The 26,550-nt window shown below is 62.7% G+C and carries 14 protein-coding genes; 3 read left to right on the top strand and 11 right to left on the bottom strand.

Annotated elements, in window-relative coordinates; genetic code table 11:
* Positions 1 to 27 precede the first annotated feature (27 nt).
* Positions 28 to 4,935 (bottom strand): gliding motility-associated C-terminal domain-containing protein, encoded by a 4,908-nt coding sequence (locus K3G63_RS21630; RefSeq protein WP_220616235.1) that lies wholly within the window; start codon positions 4,933 to 4,935, stop codon positions 28 to 30.
* A 943-nt stretch (positions 4,936 to 5,878) separates the two neighbouring features.
* On the opposite strand from K3G63_RS21630, the gene K3G63_RS21625 reads away from it, so the two are divergent.
* A complete protein-coding gene (locus tag K3G63_RS21625) occupies positions 5,879 to 7,915 on the top strand; it encodes a DUF2264 domain-containing protein (protein WP_220616234.1) in 2,037 nt (678 codons plus the stop codon).
* 477 nt (positions 7,916 to 8,392) lie between these two features.
* Here the strand turns inward: K3G63_RS21625 and K3G63_RS21620 are convergent, their stop codons facing one another.
* The 7 genes from K3G63_RS21620 to K3G63_RS21590 all read right to left on the bottom strand — a co-directional run bounded on the left by K3G63_RS21620 (position 8,393) and on the right by K3G63_RS21590 (position 18,408).
* Positions 8,393 to 9,400, bottom strand: a complete 1,008-nt coding sequence (locus K3G63_RS21620; protein ID WP_220616233.1) for a hypothetical protein — start codon at positions 9,398 to 9,400, stop codon at positions 8,393 to 8,395.
* A 34-nt stretch (positions 9,401 to 9,434) separates the two neighbouring features.
* A complete protein-coding gene (locus K3G63_RS21615; protein WP_220616232.1) occupies positions 9,435 to 11,048 on the bottom strand; it encodes a RagB/SusD family nutrient uptake outer membrane protein in 1,614 nt (537 codons plus the stop codon).
* A 12-nt stretch (positions 11,049 to 11,060) separates the two neighbouring features.
* On the bottom strand, positions 11,061 to 14,360 hold the full coding sequence (locus tag K3G63_RS21610; protein WP_220616231.1) for a TonB-dependent receptor: 3,300 nt from the start codon (positions 14,358 to 14,360) through the stop codon (positions 11,061 to 11,063).
* A gap of 87 nt (positions 14,361 to 14,447) precedes the next feature.
* Positions 14,448 to 15,404 carry a FecR family protein gene (locus tag K3G63_RS21605; RefSeq protein WP_220616230.1) on the bottom strand — a complete coding sequence of 319 codons (957 nt, stop codon included), beginning with the start codon at positions 15,402 to 15,404 and terminating at the stop codon, positions 14,448 to 14,450.
* Between the two features lie 244 nt (positions 15,405 to 15,648).
* Entirely contained in the window at positions 15,649 to 17,301 is a 1,653-nt protein-coding gene (gene pafA / locus K3G63_RS21600) for an alkaline phosphatase PafA (RefSeq protein WP_220616229.1), read from the bottom strand.
* A 275-nt stretch (positions 17,302 to 17,576) separates the two neighbouring features.
* A complete protein-coding gene (locus K3G63_RS21595; RefSeq protein ID WP_220616228.1) occupies positions 17,577 to 18,125 on the bottom strand; it encodes an RNA polymerase sigma factor in 549 nt (182 codons plus the stop codon).
* 139 nt (positions 18,126 to 18,264) lie between these two features.
* Entirely contained in the window at positions 18,265 to 18,408 is a 144-nt protein-coding gene (locus K3G63_RS21590) for a hypothetical protein (protein ID WP_220616227.1), read from the bottom strand.
* A 150-nt stretch (positions 18,409 to 18,558) separates the two neighbouring features.
* On the opposite strand from K3G63_RS21590, the gene K3G63_RS21585 reads away from it, so the two are divergent.
* The gene (locus tag K3G63_RS21585) at positions 18,559 to 19,536 is read left to right on the top strand and encodes a Na/Pi cotransporter family protein (RefSeq protein WP_220616226.1); all 978 of its coding nucleotides are present in this window, start codon (positions 18,559 to 18,561) and stop codon (positions 19,534 to 19,536) included.
* A gap of 181 nt (positions 19,537 to 19,717) precedes the next feature.
* Positions 19,718 to 21,451 carry an alkaline phosphatase gene (locus tag K3G63_RS21580; protein WP_220616225.1) on the top strand — a complete coding sequence of 578 codons (1,734 nt, stop codon included), beginning with the start codon at positions 19,718 to 19,720 and terminating at the stop codon, positions 21,449 to 21,451.
* A gap of 102 nt (positions 21,452 to 21,553) precedes the next feature.
* On the opposite strand, the gene K3G63_RS21575 is transcribed toward K3G63_RS21580, so the two are convergent.
* From K3G63_RS21575 to K3G63_RS21565, 3 genes are all read right to left on the bottom strand, one after another.
* Positions 21,554 to 23,782, bottom strand: coding sequence for a choice-of-anchor I family protein (locus tag K3G63_RS21575; RefSeq protein WP_220616224.1), 2,229 nt, complete (start codon positions 23,780 to 23,782; stop codon positions 21,554 to 21,556).
* A gap of 98 nt (positions 23,783 to 23,880) precedes the next feature.
* Positions 23,881 to 25,326 carry a GH1 family beta-glucosidase gene (locus K3G63_RS21570; RefSeq protein ID WP_220616223.1) on the bottom strand — a complete coding sequence of 482 codons (1,446 nt, stop codon included), beginning with the start codon at positions 25,324 to 25,326 and terminating at the stop codon, positions 23,881 to 23,883.
* A 184-nt stretch (positions 25,327 to 25,510) separates the two neighbouring features.
* Entirely contained in the window at positions 25,511 to 26,530 is a 1,020-nt protein-coding gene (locus K3G63_RS21565; RefSeq protein WP_220616222.1) for a glycosyltransferase family protein, read from the bottom strand.
* Positions 26,531 to 26,550 lie beyond the last annotated feature (20 nt).

Here is a 26,550-nt window from a genome sequence, read left to right as displayed (position 1 = left end):
CGGCGAGCAGCGCCGCCGGACGGCTGGTTAATACAGAATCGTAATCGACCCACTGTAGGACCGGCCCAGCGGACCCTTCGTGACGATGACGTAGTAGTAGGTGCCTACTGGCGCAGGCTGGCCATTGATGTCGCCGCGCCACTCAGTGGCCCGGCTGTAGTTATTCACCGAGAAAATGCGGTTACCCCACCGGTTAAACACGCTCACCGTATTGTCGGGAAACTGCTCAATAAACTCAATCTGCCAGGTGTCGTCGCGGCCGTCGCCGTTGGGTGTGAAGGCATTAGGAATACGAATAGCTGGGCGCACGGTCACGGTAACCTGGTCGGAATCGGCGCAGCCGCCGGCCCCGGCCGAGAGGGTATAGGTGGTAGTCACCCTGGGAGAAGCCACGGGCCGCAGCGAGTCGTTGGTCGGGAAAGACAGCCCCACCAACGGCGTCCAGCGCACCGGATACGTGCCATCGGCCCGGCCTTCCAGGGCCACGGAGGTACCGGCCAGAATTTCCTTATCGGGGCCGGCATCTACATCAACCGGTGGCTGAATGCGCACGGGTATCCCATTGGACACGACCGTAACGGGCTGGGCACACACGTTGGTCGTGCGCAGACGCACGGTTACAATCTGGCCCGCGCGGAGCGTGGTGCTGGTGAAAACCGGTCCTGTGGCGCCGGCTACGTCGTTGCCATTCACCTGCCACTGGTATTCGGGGGCCGGGCCGGGCTCGGTTACACTGGCAATGCTGAAGGTAAGCGGAGCCCCCAGACACACAGGGCCGCCCGGCTGCACCACAATAGTGAGCGTGGGCAGGGGCGTAGGGGTGCGCGTTACCGTGACTGTGGCCACGGCTGGTCCTGCGCTGCACAGGCCCGCCGTGGGGGTCACCTCTACCCGAACCTGGTCGCCAGAAGCCACCGTGCTGCTGGTGAACGTGGGCCCACTGGCTACAGCCGTGTTGTTCACGAACCAGCGGAAGGTAGGCGCGGCTCCGGCGTTCGACGCCACGGCTGTAAAGGTCAGGGGCGTGCCAGGGCACTGCACGGGCGGAGTTGCCAGGCTTACTGTGGGCGTCACGAGGGGTTGCACCCGCACGGTTACTACGTTGGAAACCACCGTGGCGCAGGTGCCGGTACCCGACGTTACGCGCCGCCGGAAGAAGGTAGTGGCCGTGAGCGGACCGGGGGCAAACGTGGCACCGGTGGCGCCGGCAATAGCCGCCCAGTTCGAGTTATCGGAGGAAGATTCCCATTGATACGCAAATGTACCCGTGCCGCCCGTGGCCCCACCACCACTAAGGGGCGCGGGTGCCGTGCCCGCACAGATTTCCTGGTCGGCGGCAATGTTTCCTGCTAACAGCTCGGGCAGCACCGTCAGGGCCACGGAGGGGGTGATTTCCGGGCCGCAGGGTCCGGAAATCACCCGGCGACGGTAGTAGGTGGTAGCCGTAAGCGGGCCAGGGGCGAAGGTTTCGCTGGTAGCACCCGGGATGACCGTCCAGGTAGAGTTGTCCGACGACGACTCCCACTGGTAACTGTAGCTGCCCGTGCCCCCCGTAGCGGGGGCAGTGCTCGTCAGCGGCGCGGGGGTAGCGTTCAGGCACAGGGCCTGGGTGGTGCCGATGGTGCCGGCGGCCAGGGCGGGTGCTACCGTAATGGTCACCACGTTGGAGGAGACTGGTCCGCAGGGCCCGGAAATAGCCTGCCGCCGGAAAAAGGTGGTTACACTGAGCGTACCCGGCGCGAAAGCCGGCCCGGTAGCCCCATTGATAGTCGCCCAGGTGGTATTGTCCGTCGAGGATTCCCACTGGTAGGCAATGGAGCCCGAGCCGCCTGTAGCCAGAGCCGCACTGGTCAGCGGAACCGGAATGCCGCCCGTACAAATGGTTTGGTTAGCGGCAATGCTCCCACCCGTCAGGGCCGGCACCACGGTTATGGTCACGACGTTGGAAAACAGCGGGTCGCAGGCTCCCGATACCACCCGGCGGCGGAAGGAAGTTGTACCCGTGAGCGGACCGGGCGCAAAGGTGGCGCCGGTGGCCCCACCGATGGGCGTCCAAGTCGTGTTATCCAGGGAAGATTCCCACTGGTAAACAAACGTGCCCGTGCCGCCCTCGGGGCTGGCGGTGCTGGTCAGCGGGGCAGGGGTAGCCCCGGCGCATATCGTTTGGTCGTTGGCAATGCTACCCGGCTTTATGGCCGGCAACACCGTGATAGTAACGACATTGGATACCACCGGTTCGCAGGGCCCGGAGGTTACCCGGCGGCGGTAGTAGGTGGTAGCCATGAGTGGCCCGGGCGCGAAGGTTTCGCTGGTAGCACCCGCAACAGGCGTCCAGATGTTAATGTCCGGGGAGGACTCCCACTGATAAGCTAACGTGCCCGTACCGCCCGTAGCCGCCGTGGAGCTAGTAAGCGCGGCGGGGGTAGCGCCCGGGCACACAGTCTGGTCGGCGGCAATGGTGCCGGCCACCGGGGCGGGCGTTACCGTAATGGTTACCACATTGGACAAGGCTGGAGCGCAGCCACTACCCGAACTGGCCCGGCGGCGGAAGGAGGTGGTTACACTACGCTGGCCCGGCTCAAAGTTTGGTCCGTTGGCCCCACTGATAGGCGTCCAGGTAGCGTTATCCGTCGAGGACTCCCACTGGTAGGCAATGGTGCCGGAGCCGCCCGTAGCGGCGGTTTCGCTGGTGAGCGGGGCGGGCGTACTGCCCGCGCAAATGGTTTGACTAGCGGCAATGCTCCCACCCGTCAGGGCCGGTACTACCGTGATGGTGACCGTATTGGAAGGCGTAGCCGTACAAGCCCCGGATGCCACTTGCCGGCGGAAGAGGGTCGTAGCCGTGAGCGGACCTGGTGTAAAAGTCTCACTGGTGGCGTTTGGAACAGGCGTCCAAGTAGTGCCATCCGTTGACGATTCCCACTGGTAGGCAAACGTGCCCGTGCCCCCCGTAGCGGGGGCGGTGCTCGTCAGGGGCGCGACGGGGCTGCCGGTGCAGACCGTCTGGTTGGCGGCAATGCTGCCCGGCACCAGGGCCGGCAACACGGTAATGGCTACCGAGGCGGTGAAGCGAGGCGTGCAGTACGGGCCGGTTTGGTCAGGCAACAGCAGCTGCGCGCGCCGCCGGAAATACGTAACGCCCGTGGGCAATGAATTTCCGGGCTGATAGGTGGCGCCGGTGGAGCTGCCGGGTGCGGGTCCCCAAGTAGCATTATCCGTAGAGGTTTCCCACTGGTACACCAGCGGTAGGCCCGCATCACCCGAGGCATCGGCAGTGCTGGAAAGGGCGGCCGGCGCGGTGCCGGCGCACAGCACTTGAGGGGCCGCAATACTACCCGGCTCCGGCAGGTCCGGCACCTGGATTATCCCCGAGCTTTCACGGCAAAAACAGTCGGTTTCGATGCGCAGCGTCACTTGGTAGTTGCCGGGCGTAGCGTAAATATGAACGGGATTCTCCTCCGTTGAGGTAGCGCCGTCGCCGAACGTCCAGAAAAACTTCTTGTTATCAAAGTCAATGGGCGGGGCCTCAAATGAAATTTGCCGACAACCCGTTATCTGCCCACTAGGCCCCACGCGCAGCAGGGAGCTTTGGTTGAAGTTGACCAAGCCCAGGCCACTCAGGCGGCCACCCAACTGCAGGCTATCGTCCGCGTAGCCAACCTTGACCCCCAGCGAGTCCGGGAAGGGAATGAAGCCCAGCGCGGGCTGGTTGTCGCGGGCCACGTAAATTTTGCCATCAGGCGCCGCCTGCATCGAGCCCAGGTCGGCCGGGGCCTTCTGGTTGAGTGGAATGTCTTGCTTGGTAACCGGCCCGTTACCGCTGATGTCAAATTGCAGTAGCTTGGCCGGGTTGCGCACCGTGGCGTAGAGGTAGCTGCCGGGCGAAAACCCCACCCCATAGTATTTCCCTGCGCCACTGTCCACGACGAATGGAACCTGCGGGTTGACGCTCACCTGGCCCGTGTTGGTATCAAACCCAAACAGCTCAACGGTGCTGCTGGCGTCGCCTACCACCTCGCTGTAGCGGGCCAGGGCCAGCCGCTGCCCATCGGGAGTTACCTTCATCTGGCCTTTGTAGCCCAGGGCCGCCACGCTCGGCGCGTGCAGGCTGCCTACGGTAGAGAGAATTGGCGCGTCGATAACAACCGGACCTACATAGCCGGCTGCTTGCCGCACGCGGTAGGCCAGAAAGGCGTCGCCGCGGTTGTCGTTGCCAGATGTGGCATTGCCCCAGCCGTGGGCGATAACCCAGATGTCGCAGCCGTTCTTATGGAATACGCCCGTTAGCTTTTCCGCCGTGCCGCGGGCCAGGGGGGTGTTTTTGGTGGCGGCTATGACGGTGCCCGGCCCCCCACCCGCGGGAATCTCTATTTCCGAGTAGCTCAGGCCCACGGTGCTGTTCAGGGTGAAGAGCAGGTAGCGCGTCGGTTGGCCCGGTGCAGGTCTGCCCGGCATCCGAATGGGCAAGGGGCCGTCGGTGGTGAAGCGGTTGCCCGCCAGGCCCGTGCCGTTGGTCATGACGGTGCCGTCGCCGTTCCAAACGGTTTCGCCGTTGCTGTAAAAGAGAATTTTCCCGTCCTTATCCGACATCACCCCCGAGCCGGCGGGCGCATCCATGGCCCCATCCGTGAGCACCTTCGGGAGAGAGTCGGCAGAGGCCTGGTTGAAGTCCAGCCCCGCCTTGAAGCCAAAATACCAGGTGTTGGCAAACTTTTCATCGGCCGCGCACTCCGGGGAGGTCGGCGCCTGCGCCAGGGCCGTTGAAGCTGCGCCGCCGAGCAGCAGGAGCAGCAGGGTCAGCAGCCAGCCGGCGGCCGCTGGCAGCTGCCTAGGCGAGTGCCGAGGACGTATCCCAGGCAGCAGGCTGGATTCGGAAAGTAGTGGTAAGGAAGTACTAGTGGTCAATAAGCCAGGGGGCGGTAGCGCTGCGGGCATAGTGGGGCGGGTAAAGGGCAGACTGGTAAGCGGATACTCTAAAAAGAAAATGCCGCTTGCCGCTCTTAAGAAACGAAGCCTGATGGCTAACTATTGCCGAAAAGGTTGCCAGCCGGTTTCAGTAAATCTACACACTGTTGGCTAGGTTTGTGCAATACAATGCCAGAATAGTGCTACGGCCTGCTATTATTTACCTTGCTTCTAACAGGTTGGCTAAACGAGTTGAGCAAGCCAACTTATAAGTGTCTTTAAATCAAATAAATACAGCCAAATATTCACGAAATTATCTATTCACTGACTCAGCTAGCCACCATCAATTGTCTTGCGCGTGTTGGTCCACCATATACAACCGTGGGCGTACCACTTCCGGTGTAGTAGTGAACGGGTAGGCGACGACAGCCGCTGCCAAAGGCCCATGAAGGACCCGTGGCGGAGGTAGCGCTGCGGGTAGGGGAAGGCGTGCGCCGCAACTTGCGTCCCGGCTAGCACAAGGCGGTGCTTAGGTAGAAAGTAATAGGCAGGCGTGTTCAGGTGTGCCGTTTGCGCCCTACATCGTACACTCAGCAGGGTACAACCTACCTCTCTGGTACGCCTCACCGAATCTGGCCGCCGCTGGCCCAGGCTCCCACAGCCTCTGCCTCGGCGTCGGCACCGAGCCTGTGCTGCCATACCGGTTCCTCCTACGTCCCTCTAACTTTATGTGGGAGAGAGGCACCCTGGGAACCGATTGCGCAGGCGGCAGTGCCACGAGCAACTGAGCGTTCTGGCACCTAACGAAGCTTCCACTAGCGCCTTGTTCCGGGCATACCGGCTCCTGCTGATTCCGCAGAATTTCATTGCTTTGAGCAGCAGAGCTGCTCGCGGGCACGCTCCTGGTTACTCATCCTGCCCACGTCCCGAGAGCTGCGCCTTGCGGTTGGCTTGTGGAGCCTGTTTATTCTGCATGAAAAGATTCTTTCTAGCTCTGGGCCTGCTTATCACCCTGGCCACCGGCGTAAGTTTCAGTCAGCCCGGCCCCGCCTACTTCGATACCCATGTTGCGCTGCCCACTACTAAGCTGCCGCTATTCGAGGTTCAGCAACCCGACCGGCAACGAAGCCCCTACACTGGCCTGACGCGCCGCCACTGGCAGGACGCGGCGCGTTACCTGCTTAGCGGCGCCTTCAGCTACGTCCATCAACTCGACGACCCGCTGCAGTTTCCTAAGCAGCCGGGCAACAGCTACCCCCGCACCCAGGAGCAGGTACCCACCGAAAAGCTGGAGGGATTGTGCCGCACCCTGTTCATGGCTGCGCCCCTGCTCAAGGAAGACCCCAACCTCAGGCTCAACGGTATACCGGTAGCCGACTACTACCGCTACCAGCTAACCCAGCTGGTGAACCCGCGCAGCGCCAGCTTTATCCCGCCCCGGGCGGCTACCGGGGGGCCCAGCCAGAACCTGGTAGAGTTCGGGGGCTTAGCGGTAGCCCTGTTTGCGGCACCCGAAATCCTATGGGACCCGTTGCCCCAGGCTACCAAGCAGGCTTTGGCTGCTACCATGCTCAGTTACGGCGACGGCCCCACCATACCGCAGAACTGGCGCTACTTCAACATCTTCATTTTGAGTTTCTACCAGAGCCGGGGCTATCCGGTGAATGAAAAGCTGCTGGCCGACTACCTCCACAAGCAGCTGGCCCACTACCGGGGCCAGGGCTGGTACGACGATGCCCCGGCTTTCGACTACTACAGCATGTGGGCGTTTCAGATGTACGGCCGGCTGTGGGCAGAATACTTCGGGCGGGAGCATTACCCCGAGGTAGCCCAGCAGCTCACGGCCAACTTCGCGCCCCTACGCGACACCTACCCCTATATGTTCGGCCGCAACGGGCACATGATTATGTGGGGGCGCAGTATCAGCTACCGTTTCGGGGCGGTGGTGCCGTTTCCGCTGCTGGGGCTGCGGCCTGAGGCCGGGACTAACTTCGGCTGGATGCGGCGCATTGCCTCGGGGAGCCTGCTACAGTTTCTGCAAAACCCCGACTTTTTGCAGGACAACGTGCCCACGCTGGGCTTCTATGGAGCGTTTGAGCCGGCCGTGCAGTCCTACAGCTGCCGGGGTAGCGTATACTGGATGGCCAAGGCGTTCCTGGGGCTGCTGGTACCGGCCGACAGCCCCTTCTGGACGGCAACCGAAAACGAGGGGCCCTGGGAAAAGGAGCTGGCACCCGGCACCGTATTCAATACGTTCGAACCCGGCCCCCACATTCTCGTCACCAACTACCCCAACAGTGGCGCGGCCGAAATCCGTACCGCGTCTGACCGGGGCAGCACTGACCCCTACCGTGGCAATGAGGGCTACAACCGTCTGAGCTACAACAGTGCCTTCCCCTGGCAGGCCGACGGACCCCAGGGCGAGGTGGCCATGAACTATGTCATCCGCAATAAGGAGCAGCAGTGGGAGCCCCTGCGCCTGTTTACCTTTCAAAAGTTTGCGGACGGTGTGTACTACCGCCGGGCGGAGCTGGAGAGCAACCGCAACATCAGGCTTGACCTGGCCGACCTGCCCTTGCCCAACGGCATCCTGCGCATTGACCGCACCGCCAGCACCGAAGATGCAGCCATTCGCCTGGGCCACTACGCCCTGCCGCAGATAGGCGGTCAGCCGATCCGGCGCGAAGTCCGCAAGGTAAAGGGCCGCACGGTGTACCTGATCAGCAACGGCGAGTATCAGTTGGCGCTGGTGCCATTGCAGGGCTGGCAGCGGGCCGAAGCCGTGGACGCACAAGGCCTGCACCCGGCCAGCGCGCAAAGCACGGTGCTCAACGCCATGGGCCAGCTGACGCCGGGCCCGGTGCTGGCTACGCTGCTCTTGTGGAAAAAAGCTGGTGAACAATGGCGGCCCGACGAGTTGGTACCCGTAAAACGGCTGATTTATACCGCTCAGACCAACCGCGTACAGATTACCTTCGCCGACGGCACGCGCAAAGTTGTGCAGTACTAGCGGCCAGCACAAGCATCACCCGAACCCCGCACTGCAGCCGGTAGCTCTACTATCACACGCCCTGCTACCTGCTCAGAACTAGTCCGGCACGTGAGCAAAGGCCACAGCAAGCGGCTAGGCTCAGCGGGATGAACTCCGTTGCCGGCCCTGGTGGGTACGTGCATGAGCGAACAGCCCGCCGGTAAGGCTGCCAGTAAGCCCGCGAGCTTACTAGCAGCCGCAAGAAAGGCGCAAGGCGTGGGGCCGACGGGAGCAGCTAGAGCTGGCTCAGAGGCAGGAAGCCAGACAAGCCGGATGAGCTGCCATCGGATAGGTGGCTGGGCGTGACTACGGGTTCCACGCCGGATAGGGCTCGGGCTACCAGCAGTGCTCCTTAAATAGAGGCTAGCAGGTACCAGCTGGAAAGGCCCCTATCCAAGCAATGAAAAGAGCCTGCAACAAGTGGTTGCAGGCTCTTGCTTTAAAGGAAAGGCCGTACTAAATGCCTTTGTACTTATTGTCGACGTAGGTCAAGCTGAAGTTGCCCAGGTTTTTGAAGTAGCTGTTCACCAGTTTGGCGGGGTCGGTGGCCAGCTCGCCGCGGCCGGGCACGTCGTTGCCGTCGTCCCAGGCCCAGGGGGCGTTGGCCCCGCCATTGCCGTAGCTTTTCACGAAGCCCCCGGCCGCCGAGGTGAACAGGGCCGTGTTGGTACGCTGGTCCCAGAGGCCGCCCGAGGCGAAAATATCCGCCAGCTTGTATTTCACGTCCCGGTCATCGGCGTTGGCGGGCACTTCGGCCACGGTAGCCGAGGGGAAGTACTTGATGCCGTCCCCATTGAGCTGGTAGTAGGGGTAGGCTTTCAGGCCGTGGCCCTTGGCTTCCTGGGCCGTTACCGGGTGCAGGGCACCATTATAGCTTTCCATGCTCAGCGTACCGTCGATGTCTTCCTGATTAGCCTGCAAGGGGCTGCCCGCTGGTACAAAGGAGTAGAAATCGGAGTGCGCCACCGTGACGATGGCCTGCAGGTTGCCGTAGGTCGAGCCGTCCTTCTTCACTACCGCTAACAAGCCTTCCAGGTCGTTTTCGTGCTCGTCAATGTTGTAGGCGATAGGGTTATCAGTCCAGTCGCGGGGGTGGAAGAAGGCGTAGGTAACAAACCAGTGGGTGCTCGTTTCTACCACCGAGTAGTAGCCGTGGGCCGCGGCGGCGTAGTTGGGCAGGTTGTTCCAGTTGTTGGTGCCCGACCAGTCGCCGTCGTAGTTGATGGCCGTAAGGTAGTCGGCCTTGCCGCTCAGGCCGTGGGAGCCGGTTACGTCGGTGTCCTGGTAGTGCACCGGAGCCCAGCGCAACGCTAGTTCGGCTTTGAAGGCCGCGGTAGCATCGGCGGCGCGGGTAGCTTTGGGGGCCACCGCTTCTTTCGGCGCAACCGTTTCATGGCAGCTCGACAGGGCCGAGAGAGCCAGGCCAGTGGCGAGGAGCGCCACTTTAGAGGTAAGGTTTTTCATGAGGGTGTTTGGTTATGGGTGAAGGAAAGGAAGGTTAGTAGCCGGGGTTCTGCTTGAGCTGAGCGTTCAGGGTCAGCTCGGTAGCGGGAACAGGGAAAATGCGGCGGTAGGTGTCGGCGTTGGTTTTCATGCCCTGGCCCCACACCGATTCCCACTTGCCGAAGCGAATGAGGTCGTGGCGGCGCCAGCCTTCCCAGGCCATTTCGCGGCTGCGCTCCTCGAAGAGGGTGGGCAGATCTACGGCCGTGAAGGCGGGCACCTGAGCGCGGGTGCGCACCTGGTTCACGAGGCTCAGGGGGGTAGCGCCGTCGGGGTCCTGGCCCCCGCGCAGAATGGCTTCGGCCTTCATCAGCAGCACATCGGCGTAGCGCAGCAGCACCAGGTCGTTGCCCTGGTCGCGGGAGGTCGAGGACTTGTCGGGGTAGTACTTGATGTTGCGCGTACCCTGGGCCTTGCCCAACTCGTCGTTGCCCACATCAAACTTGGCCGGGTCGCGGAAGGTGAGCTTGTCGCTCAGCTCCAAGTGGTAGTTGATTTTGTCGTTGCCGTCGGCGCCGGTGTAGCGCGAGTCAAGGCCTTTTTTAGTCGTGGCAATCAGGATGGGCGTGCGGCCGTCGTTGAGGTACTGCTTGCCCGCGAGCCACTGCTGGTTGCGCGTGTCGGTGGGCTCCTTGTAGAGGGCGTAGAACTCGGGCCAGGTCAGGCTGGCGTTGCTGGGCGTGAAGAGCAGGCTAAACTTGTCCTTCATCTGCTGGTGCAGGGCAAAGCGCGACATCATGTTGCCCTGGGCCAGGTTGGCATCAAAGGGCACCGCGAAGATGATTTCGTTTACCTGAGGGCCGTTTTCCACCGCAAACACGTCCATGTAGTTCGTGGCCAGGCTGTACTTCTTGCCCTTGATGATGGCGTTGCAGGCCGCAATGGCCTCCGTGTATTTCGCCTGCCCAATGTAGACCTCGGCGTTCAGGTAGAGCTTGGCCAGCAGAGCCTGCGCCGTGCCCTGGGTGGGGCGCCCGTAGGTCTGGGCCGAGACGTCGGCGGACAGGTTGGGCAGGGCCTGCTTCAGCTCGCTTTCGATGTAGGTGAACACCTGCTGGCGGGTAGCGTTGGTAGGCTGCTGGGTCGAGCCAAATTCCGGCACCAGCGGAATGTTGCCGTACAGGTCCATCATCAGGAAGTAGTACAGGGCGCGCATGGTGCGCAGCTCGGCCGTGAACTGGGTTTTAAAGGCCCCGTCGGCGGTGTTCTGGAACAAGGCCAGGGTACGGTTGCAGGTACTGATGCCGCTGAAGCCCCATTCCCAGGCCACGCGCACAAACTCGTTCTGGGGGTTCCAGGTGTGCAGGCTCAGCTGCTGGTAGCGGGCCCCGTCGTAGTAGTTGCCGTTGCGGGCCACAATCACGGCCTCGTCGGTGCTCAGCTCCTGCAGGTTCCAGTAGGCTTTGGCTACTTCGCCGCGCATCTGGCTGTACACCGGGCCCGAGGCGGCAATAAACTGCTCGGGCGTGGTCAGGAAGTTGCTGGGCGTGTACTCCGATTCGATGGGCGCATCCAGGTCGGTGCAGCCGGCCGTGAGCAGCAGGGCCGTGAGAGCACCGGCTAGGGTCAGGGAGCGGGCGGGGCGTATCGTTGAGAAAGAAAAGGACATGGAGGCAGAGGCTTAAAATTCCAGGTTCACGCCCAGCACGTAGGAGCGGGTCTTGGGGTAGAAGTTGTTGTTGTCGAGACCGGGGGTGAGGCCGCCCAGGTTCATTTCCGGGTCGATGCCGCGGTAGTTGGTGATGGTGAACAGGTTCTGGCTGGTCACGTACACGCGGGCCCGCTTCACGTACTCGTTTTTGAGGGGCAGATTGTAACCCAGCGTCACGTTGTCGAGGCGCAGGTAGGCGCCGTCTTCGAGGTAGCGGTTGGAGTAGTAGTTGGCGCGGTTGTCGGCGTAGGGCTCCCCGAGTGAGAAGGCCGGCAGGTTGGTGGCCGTCGACTGGGCCGGAATGTTGAGGTTGGCCAGGGTAGCGTTCAGGATTTTATTGCCCGCTACGCCCCGCAGAAAGAAGTTCAGGTCGAGGTTTTTCCAGCTCAGCGTGTTGCTCAGGCCATAGAGCAGGGTAGGCTGGGCGTTGCCCTGGTACTTGTAGTCGTTGAGGGTCGGCGAGCCGGTGGTGGTGCCGTCGGCCTTGTAGAACAGAGAGAGGCCCTGCTCGTCGCGCCCGGCATACTCCGGCAGAAAGAACTGCCCAATAGGGTAGCCCGTCTTCACTACCTGGGTAGAAATGCCGCTTTGGCCCGAGCCGCCGGGGTAGGCGGTGTACACCTGGTCGAGGCGGAACTGGTCGTTGGCCAGCTTCTCCACCTTGTTTCGGTTGTGGGCCAGCGTGCCCGTCAGGCTCCACTGGAAGTTGCCGCTCTGCACGGGGGTAGCGTTCAGGGTCAGTTCCAGGCCCTTGTTGCTGATTTCGCCCACGTTGGCGTAGAGCGTGTTCACGAAGTACTGAGTCGTCGAAACCGGGTAGTTCCAGATCAGGTCGGAGGTGCGCTTGTCGTAGTACTCCACGGTGCCGCCCAGGCGGTTGCCGAACAGGCCGAAGTCCAGGCCCACGTTCAGCATGGCCGTCGATTCCCACTTCAAATCGGGGTTGGGGTTCTGGGTGGGGCCGATGGCCTTGATGAAGGAGCCGTTGTAGTAGAAGGTGCCCACGCTGCTGTAGCGCTGGGTGGCAATCAGCGGGTCGAAGCCCAGGGAGTTACCCGTGATGCCGTAGCCCACGCGCAGCTTCAGCTCATTGAGCTTTTCCTGGCCCGAGAGGAAGTCTTCGCCGGCCAAGTTCCAGGCCAGGGAGGCCGCCGGGAAGGTACCCCAGCGGTTGTTCTGCCCGAAAGCCGAGGACCCGTCGCGCCGCACCGACACCTGCAGGAAATAGCGGTCCTTGAGGCTGTAGTTCAGGCGGGAGTAGAAGGAAATCAGGCGCAGGGTGGAAATGCCCAGGCTGTAGCCGGCAATGGCCGCGTCGTAGTTCGGCGAAACGCCGCCGGGGTTGCCCAGGCCCAGGTTGTTGTAGCCCAACTGGTCCGACACGAAGCCGCGGGTATCGGTCTGGAAACCGTCGCCGTTTTTGTCTTCCTGCCAGGAGTAGCCCACCAGCACTTTCAGGTCGTTGGTGGCGTTGCTGAGCGGGTTATAGGTCAGGTAGTTTTCCAGGATTTTGCGGGTGTTATCCACGCTGTAGCGGCGGGCCAGGCCCCGGGCCGCCAGGCCGGTCACGTTGGCTGCGTTAGGCACCGGCGATTCGCGCCCCTGGTAGGAGCCACCCTTCACCGACTCATTCTGCATGCTCAGGCTGAGCGTGTTGGTGAGATTGGGCAGAATGGTGAGCTGGGCGCTGGCGTTACCCAGCAGCGTGTTGATTTTGCGCTCCTCCTTGTTCTGCTCCAGCAAGGCCACCGGGTTGTAGTACTGGGTGCGGGTCAGGTTTTCCTTGTAGGTACCGTCGGGGTTGCGGATGGCCGTGGTGGGCAAGTGCGTGAGCATGTTCTTGTACACCAAATCCGGAATCAGATTCTGCTTGAGCAGGGAGTTGGTGAGGGTAAAGCGCAGCTGCAGCTTGTCCTTGAGAGTTTTCTGATCTAGGTTGATTTTGCCGATAACCCGCTCACTATCGGAGGTTTTGATGACCCCGCCCCGCTTGAAGTAGTTCACGCTGGCATTGAAAGCCGACTTCTCGGAGCCGCCCCCGTAGCTAATGGTGTGGTTGTGGCTCAGGCCGGTGCGCATCACCTCCTTCTGCCAGTCAGTATTCACGCCCGCGTCGTTGTCGGCGGGGCTGAGGCTTTTGCTGTTGGCATCGAGGTAGCCCCGCAGCTGGTCGCCGTTGAGCATCTCAATGGTGTTCGACACCTGCTCCACGCCCACGTAGCCGCTGTACGACACGGCCGCGTTGGGCTTCTGTCGGCGGGTAGTAATGATGATAACCCCGTTGGCTGCCCGGGCCCCGTAAATGGCCGTGGCCGAGGCATCCTTCAGTACATCAATGCTCACAATATCGTCGGGGGCTACCAGGTTGATGCTGGCCGCGGGTACGCCGTCAATCACGTAAAACGGCTCCTGAGCCTGACCCGTGCGCAGGGACGAAGCGCCGCGCAGCACCACGGAGGCCGTGGCGTTAGGGTCACCGCTGCGCGTAATGTTGAGGCCGGCCACCTTGCCTTGCAGCACCTGGTCGGGGGTAGCCACCACGCCGCGGTTAAACTCCTTCGGATCAACACTGCTGATGGAACTGGTGACTTCGCCCTTCTTCACGGCCCCGTAGCCAATCACCACCACGTCGTTGAGCAGCTTGGTGTCCTGGGCCAGAGCCACGTCCACGCTGGCCCGGTCGCCGATAGTTATTTCCTGCCCCAGGTAGCCCACAAAGGAGAAGACCAGGGTCGTAGCATCGTCGGGCACCTGCAGAGTGTAGAAGCCCTCCGAATTGGTGACAGTGCCCACGGTAGTACCCTTCACAATAACCGTGACGCCGGGCATGGCCGTGCCAGTGCTGGCGTCGGTAATCTTGCCCTTGATTTCGCGGGCGGCTTTGCGGCTGGGGTTGGGGGTTTCAGCAGGGGTAGGCCCACCTAATTTCAGGATGATGACGCCTTGCTTTTCCTCGAATTGCAGCGGCGTTTTGCGCGTCATCTGCCGCAGGATGTCGCCCACCTTAGTGTCGCGGAATTCGGCGGCTTCCACCCGGGCCTGCTGCACGTCGCGGGCTTCGTAGAGAATATTGACGCCGGTTTCGCGCTGGAGGCGCTGCAGGGCTGAAGCCAGCGAGCCGCTCTGCATAGCGAAATAGGGCACGGCGGCGCTGGTTTTCTGAGCCTGGCTAGCGGGCGGCAGCGCCGTGGCGGCGGCCAGCAGGGCCGTGGTCAGCAAGAGGGTACGGCCGTGCGGTCGGCCAGGAAAGAAGGGGTCCAGGTGCATCATACAAGGGGTAGAGTGGGGGCAAGGCGGTGCCCGGCAGGCCGTGGGGCCTGTGATGAGAAGAAGAAAGGAGAGGGGCCGGCAGGCGCGTTATTCTACCTGATAGGCGGTGGCAGAAAGCTTGGTAATGCGCAACTGGTGGCGTTGCAGGAGCACATTGAGCACGTCGGTAATCTGGTCGGCAGAAAGGGAGGGGTCCAGGGTTCCGGTAAGGGCTACAGTGGGGGCGGGGCGCCGCAGCGTGAAGTGCACGGGGTAATAATTCTCGAGCTGAAACAGGATGTCGGGCAAGGAGGCCTGCTCAAAGGTTAGCAGCTGGCGGGTAGGTAGGGCGGCGGTATAGTTATTAGAGGTAAGCGTAAGCTGCCCGGTGCGGGCGTGGTACTGGAGTTGGTCGTGAGGGTGCAGTACGCCCAGCACGCGCTGCTGGTGAGCTACCTGCACCCGGCCCGTGTGCACCAGCACGGTAGTGGCCGGTAGCTGGGGGTAGGCTTGCACCAGAAAAGAGGTGCCCAGCACTTTTACCGCTACTTCCCCAGCCTGCACCACAAATGGGTGGGCTGGGTCTTTGGTAACGCTGAAGAAGGCCTCGCCCCGCAGCTGCACGCGGCGCACTGCCCCGAAGGAAGCCACGCAGGTCAGCTCCGAGCGGGGCCGAAGCCAGACGTGACTGCTGTCGGGCAGCACTACCTCGCGCTGCTCGCCTACGCCGGTTGCGTAGTGCAGCAGCTCCGGTTGCTGCCCCCGGTGCCAGAGTACCGCTCCAGCCACCAGCAGCGGTACTATTACGGCCGCCACCCGTAGGGTGGGCCAGAGCGACAGCACCCGCCCGGAAGGCCGGGTACGGGCCCGAACCCCCTCCAGAATCCGGGCCCGCCGCTGGGCTTCCTGTTCCGGGTCGAGGAGCTCGTCATCGTCCGGAGTAGCGGCTACCAGCTCATCCAGCCAGTGCTCCACCTGCGGTTGTGGCCGGGCAGCCGAGTGGCCCCGCAAGTAGCGCAGCAGGTGGGCAGGTAAGTGGTTGAACCGGGAAAGAGGCGACTTCATACAAGAGTTGCACAAGCCCCGGCAAGTAACTACTGGCAGGGCCTGATTTAACGAAAGCGTAATCTGGTAGGAGAGAGGCGGCTAGCGTGTAACCTCACCCCCGGCCCCCGCAAATGCTTGAGGCGCATTACCACGGGGAGAGGGGGAGCCTGACGAGACTCAGAGGCGGATGTGCCAAGAGCCAGCCACGGGCTGCCAACCCAAGGAATAACGAATCAGAGGCGGATACATCCGTTTGCCAGGGCTAGCGGCGCTTTTTGGGGCCAGCAGTGGAAAGCACTTCCGGTATGGCCTGGCCGGTGCAGGCGCTGGGCAGCTTGCTTTCCACTAGCATGGCGGCCGTGGGGGCAATATCAGTGATGGTGTGGTATTGGTAGCTGATGCCCGGCGTGATGCCGGCCCCAAACCAGAGCAGGGGTACGTGGCTGTCGTAGGCGTAGCCCGAGCCGTGGGTGGCGCCTACCCCCATTTCCCAGGTCCAACCGGGTTCCAGCTCAAAGCGCACATCACCGAAGCGCTTGTAATACAAGCCATTCTGAAGTTTGGATTCCAGGTAGGCCGTTTGGCTGCTCGCTAGTAGCTGGGCCGAGGTGCTCACCTGAGCAATGCCGTCTTGGTTGCGCAGGTACTCGGCCAGCATCTCCTGTACCCGGGCCAGCTCCAGCTTGCGGCTGGCAATGAGCGGGCGGTTGAGGTAGTACATGTTGTTGCGCTCCGTCTCAATCCAGGCGCCGGGCCCCAGCTGTTGGTTCAGGTAGTCGGCAACGCCTTTGTTCAGGGTAGCGTGCGACTGGGCCCCGCTGGGGGCATGGTGCCGAGCCAGGTAGCGGGGCACTTCGCTGGCGCCGTGGTCGGCGGTCAGGAAGATGGTGTAGTTGCCCTTGCCCACAGTTTTGTCCAGGGCCTGCAGCAGGCGGGCAATTTCCAGGTCCAGGCGCAGGTAGAGGTCGTTTTCTTCCTTGGACAGGGGGCCGAAGGTGTGGCCGACGGGGTCGGGGCTGGAGTAGCTCAGGGCCAGCAAATCGGGCACGTCGTCGCGGCCCAGATCCGTGTGCGCCAGCGCTTCCAGGGCCAGGTCCGTCAGCAGGTTATTGCCGAAGGGCGAGATGTTGACCATCTCGTAGGGGGGCGGATTGAGCGGGGCCAGCTTGCTGAGCTCGTAGGGAAAGGTAGCAACCGTTTTGCCCTTGAAAATGCGCTCAAACGAGTTGGAATCGGCGACGCTGTTGAGGTAGGCCTCGGGGCCGCGCAGGGGCGTCCAGGTTTGCTGGCGGTAGTAGTCGGCCTTTTTCTGGGCGTTGAAATCGGCTACCCACTTGGGCAGCGCGGGCATGTAGTACGTGCTGGAAATAAAGTCGCCGGTGTTCATGTCGAACCAGAAGGCTCCATCGGCCATGTGGCCCGCCGGCAGGGCCGAGGCGCGGTCCTTAAGCGACAAAGCAATGACTTTGCTGCGCCCGTTCGAGACCATCTTCATCTCGTCGCCCAGGGTAGTGCTAACCTGGTTGCGCGCCGAAACGCCCATGCCTTTGGGAGTGCCTACCAACTGCACCGTGGAGTCATCGGTGCAGTACACATCACGGCGCAGGCGGCGGTCGTACCAGGAGTTGCCCACAATGCCGTGGTAGCGGGGGGTAGTACCGGTGTACACCGAGGAGTGGCCGGGCCCCGTTACGGTGGGCACGTAGTTGTAGTGGGTGTTGCGGCACTGAAACCCTTCGCGCAGCAGGCGCTTAAAGCCGTCGGGGCCCATCTGGTCGGCGAAGCGCGGGAGGTAGTCGGCGCGCATCTGGTCCACCATAATGCCCACCAGCAGCTTAGGTTTCTTAGGGCTTTGGGCAAGCAGAGCCGGTGCACTCCCCAACAGGAGTGCGGAAAGCAGAAGTTTTCGAATCATACTAGAGGAAGGCACTACCTCGGGGCGACATACGCCGGGGTGCCAAAGCGGAAAAGGAAGATGAAGAAGCCTACCCCGCCGCGGGCGTAAACCCGGCGGAGGCGCGTTCTGGTAAGAGCTACAGGCCGCAACTCGGCCACCTGATGACGAGCAACTTGCTTTTCCCGGCCGGGGCGCCATCTACTCTACCAGTTGCACTGCCTCGGTTTTGTAACTACTGTCTTTCGCTGATTTAACGAAGACGTAACACCAGCTCTCGGCGGCGGCTGACGCGGCTAGCTCAGGATTTTGGTTAGGAAGGGGGAAAGTTTGTGCAGGGCGCTGTTGAGTTGGTTGCGCACGGTTTGCTCGGAGGTGGCGAAGCGCTCGGCCATTTCCTTTACTGAAAAGTCTTCCAGCATGCCGAGCAAGAAGACTTCTTTTTCCTTGGGGGGTAGTACCTGAGCCTGCACCTGAATGGCGGCCAGGGTATCGTGGCTGACCAGGCGCTTGAGGCCCAGTTCCGTGCTGGGCTCTTGGGTAGCGCCGAACTGCTGAAGGTGGCGGGCCCGGATGTCGGCGTCGCGGAAGCGGGTAAGGATTTTTTTGCGCAGAGCCCCCACCAAGTAGGCCTGGGCGCTGGTGTGCACGCTGAGCCCGGCGCGGTTAGCCCACAGGTCGCAGAACAGCTCCTGGGTGAGGTCTTCCGCCTCCGGGGCGTCGCGCAGCACCTTATAGGCGTAGCGAAACAGGTCCTGCCAGTGCAGCTCAAACAGCTGTTCAAAGGCCTGGTAGTCGTCGTTGCGGATCCTCTCGAGTAACCCGAGTAAGTTGTCAGTAGCCACGGCGCGTTGTTTGCGCCAAATGTAGAGGGCCCCGGGTAGGATAACAGACGGGGCCGGCAGACATCATAAAAGCTTCATCCCGGAGTAATGAATTCATAAACTAAGAACTTAGCTGCGTGCTGGCTGCAGTTGCCGTACTTCATGCCTTGGCCTCGGGGCTGCGGGTGATGATCTTCCGGTGGCCACCGCCCGCTGGTACGCCCCGCTTACGGACGATAACCTGCAGCAGGACGCAATACAGGTTGCGTACCCCTTCAGCCTTACCGAAGGAAATCTTCCTCATGCCAGAAAGTAGAGCTATCGGGCAAGCAGGCACCCGCGGAGTAGGGGCAGCAGAAGTTAGGTCGTAACAATTTCTTCATCCTGCCTGCGTGACGGGGCAGGGCTATTCTGCGTTACCCTCCAGGTCGCCTGTTCCGTGGCCGCTTCGGGTATGGCATCTTCTCCCGTATCAATTGTGCTGCTGGCCGGCAGCGGGCTGGTTTTGTTTCTGTATGCTGTAAGCCGCTTGGCCTTGGCGCTGCGGCACGTGGCCAGCCAGCAGGTGCAAAACGTGCTGCACCGGTTTACCAGCACCATTCCCCTGGCTATGCTCACGGGCACCGTCGTAACCGCCCTGCTGGACTCTTCTTCCGTTGTTATTATCCTGGCCATTGCGCTGGTAAGCGCCGGGGCTCTGCCCTTTCGCAACTCGCTGGGGGTCGTACTGGGAGCCAACATTGGCACTACTATCTCCAGCCAGCTTTTCGCCTTTGATCTGGGGCAGTATGCTATTGTTGCCATGCTACCCGGCTTCGTGTGGCTTTCCGTAAGCAAAAAGCGCACGGGGCGCACCGCCGGACGGGCCCTGTTCTGCTTTGGTCTGCTGTTTTTCAGCTTGTACTTGGTGGGGGAGGCCGCCGCGCCCCTCCACGACTATAAGGGGGTGCAGGCCTGGCTGCTGCAACTAGAAAACCCTGTGCGCGGGGCCGGCACCGGCGCTATCATAACCCTGGTAATCCAGTCTTCGTCCGCAACGCTGGGTATGGTGATTAAACTAGCGGCAAAGGGGCTGCTAACTCTGCCCGCGGGTATTGCCGTGATGCTCGGGGCCGAACTGGGCACCTGCTCCGATACCCTGCTGGCTACCCTGGGCCGGGGACGCGCAGCCCTAAAGACCAGCCTTTTTCACCTGGGTTTCAATACTATTTCTATTGCCCTGGGCTTGGTACTGATTGCGCCCTTTACCACCCTGGTGCTACGCCTTGCGGGGCAAGCCGACGTAGCCCGACAACTGGCACACGCGCACGTGCTGTTTAACGTGGCTGGGGCGCTGCTCTTCGCTCCCTTGGTTCCGCTGTGTCAGCGCCTGCTGGACGCCTGGCTGCCCGAAGCGGCCCCCTCGCTACAGCTGCGCGTTCAGCCAACCTAAGCGTTACCCTTCTGCCCGGGCCTACCGCGAACTTCGCCGGCTTTCCTTTACGGAGGTGGTGCGCCGCGGCGCCCGGTGTATACGGTACAGGCCAAGGGCGGCTCAATTACATAAACCAGCCTTCACGGCCTGGTAACACTGTGCTTCTACCTTCACGGCCAGAACGTTACCTCTCCCGGATATGGCAGCAAAAAAGACTACCCCGCTAAATCGTCGGCAATTTCTCAGGAACTCCGCTCTGCTTTCCGGCGGCGTGGTGCTGCTACCTTCCTTACTCACCGGTTGCACCGAGGAAGGCAGCTTGCCGGAGTATACCGGCAGCTTTGGCTTTCACGAGGGGGTAGCCAGCTTCGACCCCACAGCCACCAGCGTGCTACTCTGGACCCGGTATACTCCCGCCGATAACGAAGCCGCTGAGGCACAGATACGCTGGGAAATAGCCGAGACCAGCAGCTTTACACCCCTGACGGCTAGCGGTACGGCTACGGCCACGGCCGCCGCGGACTATACCGTGCGGGCCGATGCGGCCGGCCTTACCGCCAACAAAACCTACTACTACCGTTTCCGCAACGAGCAAACCAAGGCCGAGTCCGTGGTGGGCCAGACCCGTACCCTGCCCACGGCCGGCCAGGTCGCCAGCATCAAACTAGCCGTGGTTTCCTGCGCCAACTATCAGGCGGGGCTGTTCAACGTGTACGGGGCCGTGGCCGAGTCAGAGGCCGACGTGGTGGTGCACCTGGGCGACTACATTTACGAGTATGGGCAGGGCCAGTACGGGACCACCAGCGCCACGGCCCGTCTGAACCGGGGCCATCAGCCACCCACGGAAATCCTGAGCCTGACGGATTACCGCACCCGCTACCGCCAGTACCGCGGCGACCAGCAGCTGCAACGGGCTCATCAGCTCAAACCTTTTGTCTGCATCTGGGACGACCACGAACTCACCAACGATGCCTACCTCGACGGGGCCCAAAATCATCAGCCCGAGGAAGGCAGCTTCGCCCAGCGCAAGCAGATTGCCCAGCAGGTGTGGCACGAGTACCTGCCGGCGCGGACCTCCGCCCCCGATAAAATCTACCGCAGCTTCGACTTCGGCGGCATTGCCCACCTGCACCTGCTCGATACGCGCCTGGCCGGCCGCGACCAGCAGCTGAGCCTGAGCGACTATTTCGGGAGTGGCGGCAGCTTTGATGCCACCCGGTTCGGGGCGGCCTGGCTGAACCCCAACCGAAGCCTGCTGGGGGCAGAGCAACGCACGTGGCTGGCCGCAGCCCTGGCTGGCAGCACGGCCCGCTGGCAGGTGTTAGGCTCGCAGGTGCTGATGGGCAAGATGTACATTCCGGCCGAGCTGCTGCCGCTGGTAGCTCAGCTGGCTTCCGGGGGTGCTACGGCGGCATTGCTGGCGCAGTATACTGCCCTGGCAACTCAGCTTATCGCCCTCAAGCAGCGCCTGCAGCAGAACGACCCCACTCTGACGGCGGCCGAGCGGGCCCGTGTGACGACGGTGCTGCCTTACAACCTGGATGCCTGGGACGGCTACCCCGCCGAGCGGGAAAAAGTATACGCAGCAGCCAGAGGCAAAAAGCTGATTTCCCTGGCCGGCGACACCCACAATGCCTGGTACAACGATCTGACCGATGCCACCGGGCGCAAGGCGGGGGCGGAATTTGCCTGCTCTTCCGTTTCCTCGCCCGGCTTCGAGGCCTTCTTTGGGGGCAACGCGGCGGCAGTGCAGGGTTTCGCTCAGTCCAACCAGCTTCTGATCGACGACCTGCACTACCTCGACGCCTCCCAGCGTGGTTACGTACTGGCCGAGTTTACCGCGGCGGCCGCTACGGCGCAGTGGCGGTACGTGGCAAGCCTGGAGCAGATAAACACCCAAACTACCACGGGTAAAACCGTTACTGAGTCGTAAACGCCGCAGCCTACGCCAGCTCAGTGCTAACGCTGGCCGGTATAAAACGGCCCGGCTGCAGAACGCTGTAGCCGGGCCGCTCGGTAGGGTGAGGATATGGGCTTATTCAACCACGACTTTGCTGCTGGCTCCGTCCGAGGCGCGCAGCAGGTACACGCCGGCGCTCAGCCCACTGGTAAGCAGACGGTCAGTAGCCGTAAGCTGGCGCACGGGCCGCCCGGTCAAGTCCGTCAGCGTACCCGATACGGGCCGGCTCAGGCGCACGCTCTGGCCCCGGCTGGGGTTGGGGTAGGCGAACAGGGGCTCGGCAGCGGGGCGGTTGCCGCGAGTGGCGGTGGGTACGGCTGGCTGCAGGGCATACACGGCCAGGGTGCTGCTGACTTCGTTGGCCAGCACCAGCAGGGGCTGCCCCGTGGGGCTGTCGGCGGCGGCAATAAAGATCAGGCCCTCGGGTCCCAGGTCGCCGGTACCGGCCGTGAGGCTGCGGTTGTTGGCGTACAGCTCCAGCACCGGGCTGGCCGGGTTGTTTATATTAAACACGGCTACCCCGCCTACCCGCTCCAAGGACACGAAGGCATACAGGTTGCTGCCGATGCGGCCCGTTGTGACGCCTTCCGGCTCCGGCCCTTTGTCGTCGGAGCGGTTCTTGCGCGTGGGCGCTTCCCCAAAGCTGTTGCTGGCATTGAAGATGTCTCCGTAGGTAGGAGAGGTGGACGTCAGGCGCTCCAGTAGGTTGCCGCTGTCATGCACCTCGGCCCCAGTGGTGGCGTTGTAAATGCTGAAGGAGCGGCCCCCAAAGGCGTAAATCTCATCAAAGTCTCCGTCTCCGTCGGTGTCGCCCAGGCGGTTGGTAACGTTGAGGCGGCCCAGGACGGCGGCGTTCTTGAGCAGGGCGGCGTTTGGGAAAACGGTGGGGTCGAGCACGTAGGGGGAGCTGGTGCTGGTAGTGCCCAAGCGCACCTGCTCGCTGAAGCCGGTGTAGTCGCGGGCGTCACCTTCGTTGGCCGTAATCAGGTAGGGCACCCCGCCCACCTCAAAGCTGGCCAGGGCATCGGGCAGGCGCATGCCCTTTACGGGCCAGTTGGCAATAAGCACATCCGTGGTCTGGTCGGAGGCGTCAATACCGTGGCCGGGCTGGCGCAGGTCGCTGTAGCCCACCGGGCGCAGGGCCGTAATCTGCTTGGTTTCCAGGTCCAGCACTGCAATGGCATTGTTTTCCTGAAGGGTCACGTAGGCCGTTTTGGAGTCGGCACTCAGGGCAATGTATTCAGGCTCCAGGTCCTGGGCCACGGTAGCGGGAGCCCCGGCCCGTCCGCCGTACACCCGAATGCCCTGGGCGCGCAGCGCAGCAGCTTGGCTATTATAGCTGGTAAAGCCTACCGTCGTGACGCTGGCCTGGGTAAGGCCGGCCACGCCGCCGCTCACGTCCACTACCGAAATGCTGCCTTCGGGGTCTACGCTGTAGTCGGCGCGGGGCTCGCCCTCGTTGGCTGTCAGCACGGTGCGCCCGTCCGGAGAGAAGGTAATCATGTCGGGCATAGCCCCTACGGTTACCTGCTTGAGGAAGGCTCCGTTCTGATCGAAAAACACCACGCTGCCCTCAGCCTGCGGATTCGTGTTTTCAATGGCGCAGGCTACCACCCCGTTGCGCACGGCCACGGAGTTGATGTTGCCGTAGGGCTTGATGTCGATGGAGGCCACCGGGGCCAGGGCCGTTGGGGTAGCCAGGCTAACAATGTCGAGCTTGCCGCCCAGGGAGTTAGCCACGTACAAGCGCTTGGCTGTTGCATCGTAGGCCGCTATTTCAGCCGAGTTCACCTGGGTGTTGCCGCTGAAGGGTGCGGCCGTCTGGTAGCTCTGCAGCAAGGTAAGCGTCAGGTTGCCCGCCGCCCGCGGGGCGGGGGTGTCGTTGTCGCGCAGGTACACCAGCACATCGGTGGCCCCAGCCGCAAGGGTAGCGTTGGTGGGGTTTTGCAGGCGCAGCACAAAGTACTCGGCCTCTTCGGCCAGGGCGTCGTCGCTGATGGGAATGGTCAGGGTTTGCGGGCCGGTAGCGCCGGCCGGAAACGTCAGCGTTTGGGTAGCGGCGTAGGTGAAATCCTGCCCGGCCGTGGCCGTACCCAGGGCCTGCAACGCTACCTCCACGGTGCTGGCCGCGGTGCCCGGGTTTTGAATGGCAAAGGAAAGGCTCACGGTTCCAGCTCCTTCGGCAACCGTAACGGTGGCGCTGGGCCGGCTGATGGTAGGGGTAGTCTGGGCCTGGCCGAGTCGGGCAATCAGGCTGAGCAGCAGGGCAGTGGCAGGTACTACAGCGTAAAGGGTAGGGCGCATATGCACTCGGTTAGGATGAGGGCTAAAGCTACCCGCAGCACATTACCGTAGCGTGACCAAGCTGTTAGAGAATTGTAAACTACCCGGCGGTTGGCTTCCTACTTTCCCTGGGTGTATAAGGGTGAAGAGAAGTGGCTTGCTACCCCCTCGTTTCCCTCAACCCCTGCCAGAAACTGCCGGTACCACCAGCCCGAGTCCTTTACGGTACGCTGCTGGGTGGCGTACTCCACGTGTACCAGCCCAAAGCGGGGTTCGTAACCTTCGGCCCACTCGAAGTTATCGGTAAAGGACCAGGCAAAGTATCCCTCCACCGGCACGCCCTCCCGCCGGGCGCGCAGTACCTGCCCGATGCAGGCCTGCAAGTACGCCTGCCGGGCTGCGTCGGCAACCCGTCCACCCCGGACCTCATCGGGAAAAGCCGCGCCGTTTTCCGTGACCAGCAGGCGCGGCGCGTTGGGGTAGCTGCTAAACTGCCGGAGCATGTGGTACAGGCTTTCCGGGTACACTTCCCAGCCCATCTGCGTGTAGGGCACCCCGCGGCGGGCGGCGCCTACCAAGTTGGCCCACAGCAGCGGTACGTAGGGCGAGTGACGCACTACTTCGCGGGTATAGTTCTGCACGCCCCAGAAATCGAAGGCAAAGGGCAGGCGCTGCTCATCACCCGGCTGCATATAGCGCGCTATCCGGCCCAGCAGTGGCAGGTCGGCCAGGGGGTAGCCCAGGCCCAGGGCCGGCTCGACGAACAGGCGGTTGAGGGCGGCATCGGCGCGGCGCACGACTCGCTCGTCGCGGGGTAGGCCCGGCCGCCAGGGCGTGAGGTAGGAGCAGGAAAAGGTGGTGCCAATCTGGGCGGAAGCGGACAGGGTGGCCCGCAGGGCCCGCCCCCCTTCGGCCTGGGCGAGGGAAGCGTGGTGGGTAGCGGCCAGAAAGGAGCCGAGGCCGCGGCGCCCCGGCGCGTGCAAGCCCAGCAGGTGGCCCGCCCCCGTAAACACCATGGGCTCATTAAGCACCATCCAGTGCTGCACCCGGTCGCCGAGGCGGCGGGCCAGCACCTGGGCGTAGTCCGAGAGCCAGCTTACGACGTCGCGGTTACCCCAGCCCCCGCGCTGCTGCAGAGCCTGGGGCAAGTCCCAGTGGTAGACCGTCAGCCAGGGTGTAATGCCCCGCGCCAGGCAGCCATCCACCAGCCGGTCGTAGAAATCCAGCCCCGGCGCGTTGACCGGGCCGGTACCCTCCGGCAGCACCCGCGACCAGGCCGCCGAAAACCGAAAATCGGGGATGCCCAGGTGCTGCATCAAATCCAGGTCGGCGGACCAGCGGCGGTAAAAGTCCGTGGCGACGTCCGCGGTTTCGCGGCCTTTGATGGCGCGCCGCCCTCGCACGAACGTGTCCCAGATGCTGGGCCCTTTACCATCGGCTGCCCAACTGCCCTCCGTCTGGTAGGCCGCCGTGGATACGCCCCACCGGAAATCGGGACCGAAGTCGGCGCGGGAGTAGGGGGTAGGCGTAGTCGGCGGAAAAAAGGCAGCGGGTAATGCAGGCATGAGCAGCTATACGGAGAGGGTGCAGCAGCACGCCACCCCTTCTTCAGGTAAACTAAGTGAGCCTTCCTTTTGAGTAGCAAGAGGGGCCTAGGCTAAGCGCTGGAAGCCTACCCCGGAATTCCTCCCTCGCCCGGCAAAGAGCAGATTCGGTTCGAAATCGAGGGTAGGAAAGCCTAGTGCTCTGCTACGCCAACAAGGCCGGTACCGAGCTGGTCTGCTCCTGCAGGACCCGGTCCAGGAGCAGGGCCGTTTCATCGGGGTAGTGCACCGGTACCGGGCGGCCCTCGCGCAGCCATTGATCCAGGGTAGCCAGGTGCTTATCCCGCAGGCTTTTGACCACGGGCACGCCCATAGCAGCCAGGGCGGCGGCGTTGCAGGCTTGCTCGTACTGGTTTTTCATGGGTATCACCAGCAGCTTTTTACCTAGGTACAGGGCTTCCGCGGGCGTCTCGAACCCGGCCCCGCAGAGCACCCCGGCGCTGCGGGCCAGGCTGTCGGTGAAGGCGGCGCCGCTCACCGGACGCACCCGCACATTGCCGTATTCCGCCTCGTGGGGGCTATGGCGGGAAAACACCTCCCAGCGCACGGTGCGGCTCAGGTAGCGCAGGCGCCGCACCAGGGTGGGCTCATCAAAAGCCGGCAAGTAAACGGTGTAATGCTCCTCGGTGCGGGGCGTGAGCTGGCGCACCTGCTGGCGGATAACGGGCGTATGGATGCCCGGTGCGTAGGCCTCGAAGTGGAAGCCGTAGCTGGCCGTAGCCGGCGCGTAGTGGCGCAATACCGATTTTCCAATCACATCGGGGCGGGCCGGCTGGGGGGCAGCGGCGTGCAGCACGGCACTCTGGTGGCTCAGGGCCACGCACGGCTTCTGGCGCAGGCGGCAGGCCCAGGCCGAGACCGGCTCAAAGTCGCTGATAACTATATCATAGTCCTGCACTGGCAGCTGGCGCATCTCGCGCAGAAAACTTGCCGAGTTCAGCTGCCAGAAGGTTTTCAGAAAATCGATGCCGCCCTTCTTGCCGAAAATAAAGCCCATGCCGTGGCAGCGGTACCGGACCGGAAATGGCAGGTCGCTGTCGGCCGCCGGGCCGCTGACCAATACATCGAGGTGGCTGGCGCGCTGTTGCAGCAAAGGCACAATATCGAGGGCGCGACTGAGGTGGCCGTTGCCGGTGCCTTGGATGGCGTACAGAATGCGGGGCATGCAGAAAAGAAAAGAGAGGC

The sequence above is a fragment of the Hymenobacter sp. HSC-4F20 genome (assembly GCF_019599275.1).
GTDB lineage: Bacteria > Bacteroidota > Bacteroidia > Cytophagales > Hymenobacteraceae > Hymenobacter.
The sequence above is the reverse complement of the archived record's forward strand: the minus strand, read 5'-3'. Positions and strand labels throughout refer to the sequence as shown.

Excerpts from the sequence above, each read along its gene's own strand:
- K3G63_RS21630 (WP_220616235.1), bottom strand. The coding sequence starts at position 4,935 with ATGCCCGCAGCGCTACCGCCCCCTGGCTTATTGACCACTAGTACTTCC.
- K3G63_RS21625 (WP_220616234.1), top strand. The coding sequence starts at position 5,879 with ATGAAAAGATTCTTTCTAGCTCTGGGCCTGCTTATCACCCTGGCCACC.
- K3G63_RS21620 (WP_220616233.1), bottom strand. The coding sequence starts at position 9,400 with ATGAAAAACCTTACCTCTAAAGTGGCGCTCCTCGCCACTGGCCTGGCT.
- K3G63_RS21615 (WP_220616232.1), bottom strand. The coding sequence starts at position 11,048 with ATGTCCTTTTCTTTCTCAACGATACGCCCCGCCCGCTCCCTGACCCTA.
- K3G63_RS21610 (WP_220616231.1), bottom strand. The coding sequence starts at position 14,360 with ATGATGCACCTGGACCCCTTCTTTCCTGGCCGACCGCACGGCCGTACC.
- K3G63_RS21605 (WP_220616230.1), bottom strand. The coding sequence starts at position 15,404 with ATGAAGTCGCCTCTTTCCCGGTTCAACCACTTACCTGCCCACCTGCTG.
- pafA (WP_220616229.1), bottom strand. The coding sequence starts at position 17,301 with ATGATTCGAAAACTTCTGCTTTCCGCACTCCTGTTGGGGAGTGCACCG.
- K3G63_RS21590 (WP_220616227.1), bottom strand. The coding sequence starts at position 18,408 with ATGAGGAAGATTTCCTTCGGTAAGGCTGAAGGGGTACGCAACCTGTAT.
- K3G63_RS21585 (WP_220616226.1), top strand. The coding sequence starts at position 18,559 with ATGGCATCTTCTCCCGTATCAATTGTGCTGCTGGCCGGCAGCGGGCTG.
- K3G63_RS21580 (WP_220616225.1), top strand. The coding sequence starts at position 19,718 with ATGGCAGCAAAAAAGACTACCCCGCTAAATCGTCGGCAATTTCTCAGG.
- K3G63_RS21575 (WP_220616224.1), bottom strand. The coding sequence starts at position 23,782 with ATGCGCCCTACCCTTTACGCTGTAGTACCTGCCACTGCCCTGCTGCTC.
- K3G63_RS21570 (WP_220616223.1), bottom strand. The coding sequence starts at position 25,326 with ATGCCTGCATTACCCGCTGCCTTTTTTCCGCCGACTACGCCTACCCCC.
- K3G63_RS21565 (WP_220616222.1), bottom strand. The coding sequence starts at position 26,530 with ATGCCCCGCATTCTGTACGCCATCCAAGGCACCGGCAACGGCCACCTC.